Source organism: Limnohabitans sp. TS-CS-82 (assembly GCF_002943475.1).
The window spans coordinates 1-6,071 of sequence record NZ_PTQX01000033.1 but is presented as its reverse complement, the minus strand read 5'-3'; the positions used below and the strand labels follow the sequence as shown (position 1 = coordinate 6,071).

The following is a 6,071-nucleotide window of genomic DNA, read 5'->3' as shown; positions in this document are numbered from 1 at the left end:
GCAAGTCTCTGCGTCAGGTGTCGTATTCCACCCTGCCACCGGCATCGATGCGACACCCGTGGCACAAGTGCAGACCACACTGCAAAAACGTATCCTGCGCGCCTTTGTGGGCCGCGGGCAGCTGGAGAACTTCGAGGCAAAAGAGATGCTGGGGTACAAACACAGCGGTTTCTCGGTGGATGCCGGGGTGTGCATTGAATCCCACGACCGTCCAGGCCTTGAGCGGCTCTTGCGCTATTGCGCCCGCCCACCCTTTGCGATGGACAGGCTGCGCAAAGAGGGTGCTGAGCTGGTGTACCGCTGTGCCAAACAGCGCAGCGAGCCCACCAGTGACAAGCGCGGTGCCAAGGTTGATGAGCTGCACCTCACACCGCTGGAGCTGATCGACCGCATTGCCGCGCTGGTTCCCCCGCCACGCACCCACCGGCACCGCTATTTTGGCGTGTTGGCACCCAACTCGCCGCTCAGGGCTGCGGTGACGGCGCTGGCGACACCGGCGCAAGCCGCTCCCGTGCTGGGCGCGTCGATCAGCACGGGGGAGTGCGCGCCTGGTGTGGTACCGATGAGCAGCGCGCTGCCATCCCAGAGCGAGCCGGTGCTGCCCAAGCGTGCAGCGCACTACCTGTGGGCGGTGCTGATCGCCCGCATCTACGAGGTGTTCCCCCTCTTGTGTCCGCTGTGTGGCGGGCATATGCGCATCATCGCGTTCATTACGCACAGCGCTGACATCCGGCACATCCTGGACCACATCGGGGCAGATTCAGAGCCACCCCGCATCTCCCCGGCGCGCGGGCCACCGCTGTGGGATGACTGTAGTGATGCGCAGATGGATGACGGGGCGCAAACCGAGCCAGCAGACTGGGACCTAGCGGCGCAACCGGCACCGGACTTTGAGGTCGATCAGCGCATCAGTTGGTGAATGAACAAAGCGGCGATTTTGACTTGCCGCGAACTGGCTCTGCGCCCGGTACACGCCGAGCGCCGCAAATCACTCTCCTGAACGCCAAACCCTGGTGGTGAACCTGACACCTGGGCGGGAAAATCGAGTGTCTCAGCCGGCTTGATGGCGCTTCCGCGGTGCGATACTTGGCCTCATGCGGTTAAAACGCCTATCCGTGCCTGTCATGAGCCCCCAGGCCGCGATGCCCGGCGACTGAGGCGACACCTCGCGCATGCCCTGCACAAAGGCAGGGTGACGGTACAGGCGCGAGAGGAAAAACATCAGGCCGCCACCAGCCGCTGACCGGCCTGCAAAGGGCAGCCGCGCAAGAAGTCGGCCGCACTCAAGCGCTTGCCACCGGGGCGCTGCAGTTGCGTGAGGCACAGTTGGCCCTGCCCGCAAGCCACGCGCACGCCTTGCGCATCGGCCTGCACCACGGTGCCGGGCTCAGCCGCTGCCTGCAAAGGCTCGGCCACGGCTTGCCAGAGCTTGAGGGTTTCGGTGCCCGCCTCGGTCGTGAGCGGCACGGTCATACCTGGAAAGGGATCGAAGGCACGGATGCGCTGGGCCAGCACCTCGGCGGGCAAGGCCCAATCGAGTGCGGCTTCGGCTTTTTCGATCTTGTGCGCGTAGTTCACGCCTTCGGCAGGTTGAGGCTGGTGCGGCAAAGCATCGAGCGAGGCCAGCGCCTGCACAATCGCCTCGCCGCCCAACGCCGCCAATCGGTCGTGCAACACGGCGGTGGTGTCGGTCGGCAAGATGGCCTCGGTGCGCACCAGCAGCATGTCGCCTGTGTCCAGGCCCGCGTCCATCTGCATGATGGTGATGCCGGTTTGGGTGTCACCCGCCTCGATGGCGCGGTGGATGGGCGCCGCACCGCGCCAACGCGGCAAAAGGGACGCGTGGATGTTCAGGCAGCCCTTGGGGGGCAAGTCCAGCACCCACTGCGGCAGGATCAAGCCATAGGCGGCCACGACCATGGCGTCTGCCTTCGCAGCCAACAGGGTGTCGCGGGCAGCGGCGGCGTCTTCGGGGTATTTGCCGTCCAGACGCAGGCTGCGCGGCTGGGCCACGGGCACCTTGTGGTCCAAGGCCCACTGCTTGACGGACGAGGGCTGCAGCTTCATGCCGCGCCCGGCAGGCCGGTCGGGCTGGGTCAGCACCAGCACCACTTCGTGGCCAGCGGCGTGCAAGGCGGCCATGGCCACCTTGGCAAATTCGGGCGTGCCCGCAAAAATCAAACGCATGCCGTGCTCAGCGCTCGGCTTTTTGGGCTTTGACCAGCTTGGTCTTGATGCGCCCTTGCTTGAGCGGCGACAGGTATTCGACGAACACTTTGCCCAGCAGGTGGTCCAGCTCGTGCTGAATGCAGATGGCCAACATGCCCTCGGCCTCCAGGCTTTGCGTCTTGCCGTGGCGGTCCAGCGCCGTGACCTTGACCGCCGTGGCGCGCTCCACGCCGTCGTAAATGCCGGGCACCGACAAGCAACCCTCTTCACCCTTGACGCGCTCGTCGCTCATCCAGGTGATTTCGGGGTTGATCAGCACCAGAGGCTGGTTGCGCTCTTCCGACACGTCAATCACCACCAGCCGCTCATGCACATCGATCTGCGTGGCCGCCAGGCCAATGCCGCTGGCGTCGTACATGGTGGCCAGCATGTCGTCGATCAAGGTGCGGATGCGGTCATCCACCGCCTGCACGGGCTTGGCCACCTTGTGCAGGCGTTGGTCGGGATAGCAAAGGATGGGAAGCAGGGCCATGGAGGGTCAAAACAGAAAAGAAATCAGGGCTGTATTGTCCCCAATTTCCAAAGCGCCTGCCAAAGTCGGCCATCTCAGTGGCCGCGTGCGACCTCAGCGGGCAGCAGAACAGGCCGAAAAAATGTCCAGTTCCGGCTTGGCCAGACGGGTTTGAACCTGGGCCAAGCCCAGCACCGAGTGGAACAGGTTGTCATGCGACAAGGCTTTGCCGCTTTGGGCCTGCAAACACGACATGCTCCAGCCCCGCTGGCGCTGCATGGGCTTGGACAGCCACACCACCATGGGCACATGGGTTTGCTCTTTCGGGGCCATGCTGTAAGGCATGCCATGCAGATACAGGCCTTTTTCGCCCAAAGACTCGCCATGGTCCGACATGTACATCAGCGCCGTGGGGCGTGACTGTGCTTGCAACCAGTGCACCGTCTTGGCAATGAAATGGTCGGCATAGAGGATCGAGTTGTCATAGGCATTGACGATCTGCTCGGGTGGGCAGTTTTGCAAGGCGTGGCTGCTGCATTCGGGCAAAAACTGCTTGATGGCGTCTGGCGAGCGCTTGTAATAAGCCGGACCGTGGCTGCCCATCTGGTGCATCACCACCACGGTGCCTTTGGCTCGTTTGGCCGGGTCCAGCGCGGCCAATTGCTTGGGCAGCTCGTGCAGCATCACCTCGTCCAGACACTCGCCGTCTTTGCAAAATTCGGGCACGTTCAAGGCCGTGGTCGACACATTGGGAACACGATCGCAAACGCCTTTGCACCCAGACTGGTTGTCCAGCCACAGCACCGCCAAACCGGCACGCTGCAGCACGTCCAGCAAGGACTCAAAGCGCTGCTGATTTCCCTCATGCGCCGCTTTCCCCAAATGCGAAAACATGCAAGGCACCGAGGCCTGAGTGCTTGTGCCACAAGACTTCACGTCCGAGAAATAGGTCAGGTCACCCTGAGTCTGCAATTTGCGCAACTGCGGCGTGGTGTCACGGGCATACCCGCTCAAACCAAAATTGGCAGCTCTGGCCGTCTCTCCCAACACAAACACCACCAAGGGCGCTTGGTCTGCCGTTGACACGGGGGCCACCACTTTCGCATCGTCGCCAATCGCCTGCAAAGGCTGGGCGGCCTGAGCCGCTTGCCCCACAAACAGTCGGGTGACGGCATACACGCTGTTGAACGGGTTGATCATGTAGCGCAAATGCTTGTGGTTGCGCGTCAACGAGGCGATGTCCTGAAACGACATCCAGAACAGCCCCAAGGCCACCAGCAAGGCCAGCAAGGACACGCCCAACTGCCGCAAGATCAGCGGCTTGGCGTTCACCGCCCGAACAGGCTGACGCCACAACCAGATGCCCGGAAGAATCACGCCCACCACCAAGGCCATCAACATGGGCCACGACAACAGGTCGCGCACCTCGCGCACATCGGTCTGCACCACGTTGGCCAACATGCTGGGGTCAATGACCACCCCGTAAGTGAGCATGAAATAGCTGCTGGACGTCACCGTCAGCAACATCGCCACGGCAGCAGGCTTGAGCCAACGCGGCCAGACCCACAGGCACAAAAACCAGCCCACCAAGCCCAACAAAATCAGCCACAGGCTGGCCATCGTGGTCAGCGCACGAAAGCCCTCCGTTTCAGGCAGCTTCCAGATGGCCATCCAGAAAGGGAAGTTGCCCACTGTGCCCAACCAGACAGTCAAGACCACCAGCAAGGCCGTGGGGTGCCAAGCAGAACGCGCAGAAAGAAGCTTGATGGGAGCCGTCACAGGGTAGATCCAAGGTACAAATGGGCTCGATTCTAGACAGGGCCTATGAAGTTGCGCTGAAGCACCTGGCAAAGGCGTGCCAAAACCCGGCCGTCTTGCCGCCCCCCGTGCAAACCCCATTACATTCTGGGCTCCAGCTTTCACGCACTTCAAGACACATGACCCCAGCACCCGCCTACGCCACCCCGGGCGACCTCAGTCCCTCCAGGCGCCTGGGGCAGTTCACCTGGGTCACTTTGATGTGCTTGCTGGCCTGGGATTTTTCCGGCCTCGACAGGACGGCAATGCACTGGATTGCCGACGGCAGCGGCTTCGGCCTGCGCAGCAACTGGTGGATGGAAGCCATTTTGCACACCCGGGCCAAGCAACTGGCCATCGTCGTCTACCTTGGCCTGCTCGCCATGGTCTGGTGGCCGCAAGGCGCGTTTCGCCAATTGACTCGCTTGCAACGCACCGAAATCATGGTGGGCATCACGCTGGGGCTCATCACCATCAGCACCCTCAAACGGTTCAGCCTGACCAGTTGCCCCTGGGATCTGCAGGATTTCGGCGGCGCGGCGATTTATGTCTCGCACTGGCATTGGGGCATGCTGGATGGTGGTTCGGGCCATTGCTTCCCAGGCGGGCACGCTTCATCGGCACTCGCTTTTGTCGGACTGGCATTGCCATGGCTCGGTTCAGGGTTGACGGCGCAACGCATTATTGGGCGACGCATCCTGATCGGCGTGCTGCTGCTGGGCCTGGTTTTGGGGCTCACCCAAACCTTGCGGGGTGCGCACTACCCCAGCCACACCTTCTGGACAGGCTTCATCTGCTGGACGGTGGCTTTGGCCAACCACCTCTTGTTTGGCTGGCTGGCCCACCACCGGCAAAGCCGTCAAGCATAAGCAAGCACCATCACGCCGAGCCCTAGGCAGCTCAACAGGTTTGGCCCACAATGCCTGCACAGACAGCCACCAAGGCTGCGCAGGGAGACATGATGGTGAACACCCCCGAAGAATTGGGCTCTTGGTTGCGCCTTGCCCTCACGCCTGGCGTCGGACCAGACGCCGCCAAGGAACTGGCCAGCGCCGCCTTCAACGCCCGCGTGATCCCCAGCGTGGCCTACACCGACCCCGAAGTGGCCTGGGTGGGCCTGACCGAGGATCAGGCCAAGGCCCAGGGCATCAAGGTCAAGAAGGGCCTGTTCCCCTGGACCGCCTCCGGCCGCGCCATCGCCAACGGCCGCGACGAAGGCTTCACCAAGCTGCTGTTCGACGACAGCCCCGAAGCAGGATCAGGAGACGGCCATGCTGGCCGGGGCCACGGCAAGATCCTGGGCGGCGGCATGGTCGGCACGCATGCGGGCGACATAATCGGCGAGATCGCCCTGGCCATCGAGATGGGTGCGGACGCTGTCGACATCGGCAAGACCATCCACCCGCATCCGACGCTGGGCGAGAGCATCGGCATGGCGGCGGAAGTGGCGCATGGCAGCTGCACGGATGTGCCGCCTGCGCGCAAGTAAGTCCGCAGCCAAGCTACCCTGCCAAGGCCCGAACTGGCGACGGTTCGGGCCTTGTGCTTTGCGTACCCAAACAATCGCCGCAGAATACTGTGCATTTGTACAGTA

The 6,071-nt window shown here is 62.8% G+C and carries 5 protein-coding genes and 1 pseudogene; 3 read left to right on the top strand and 3 right to left on the bottom strand.

Features of this window, described 5'->3' with window-relative positions:
* Positions 1-919: transposase (locus C5F52_RS29615; protein ID WP_201747115.1), on the top strand; the 919-nt coding region annotated here is incomplete at its 5' end.
* A 302-nt stretch (positions 920-1,221) separates the two neighbouring features.
* Here C5F52_RS29615 and fmt read toward each other — a convergent pair.
* From fmt to C5F52_RS29595, 3 genes are all read right to left on the bottom strand, one after another.
* A complete protein-coding gene (gene fmt / locus C5F52_RS29605; protein WP_104801926.1) occupies positions 1,222-2,187 on the bottom strand; it encodes a methionyl-tRNA formyltransferase in 966 nt (321 codons plus the stop codon).
* A gap of 7 nt (positions 2,188-2,194) precedes the next feature.
* Positions 2,195-2,701 (bottom strand): peptide deformylase, encoded by a 507-nt coding sequence (gene def / locus C5F52_RS29600; RefSeq protein WP_104801925.1) that lies wholly within the window; start codon positions 2,699-2,701, stop codon positions 2,195-2,197.
* 93 nt (positions 2,702-2,794) lie between these two features.
* The gene (locus tag C5F52_RS29595) at positions 2,795-4,459 is read right to left on the bottom strand and encodes a phosphoethanolamine transferase (protein ID WP_236658062.1); all 1,665 of its coding nucleotides are present in this window, start codon (positions 4,457-4,459) and stop codon (positions 2,795-2,797) included.
* 158 nt (positions 4,460-4,617) lie between these two features.
* Here C5F52_RS29595 and C5F52_RS29590 point away from each other — a divergent pair, with 158 nt between their 5' ends.
* A complete protein-coding gene (locus tag C5F52_RS29590) occupies positions 4,618-5,346 on the top strand; it encodes a phosphatase PAP2 family protein (protein ID WP_104801924.1) in 729 nt (242 codons plus the stop codon).
* Positions 5,347-5,513: 167 nt separating this feature from the next.
* Positions 5,514-5,966, top strand: a pseudogene (locus C5F52_RS29585) (dihydrolipoyl dehydrogenase); the annotation flags it as partial.
* Between the last annotated feature and the right edge of the window lie 105 nt (positions 5,967-6,071).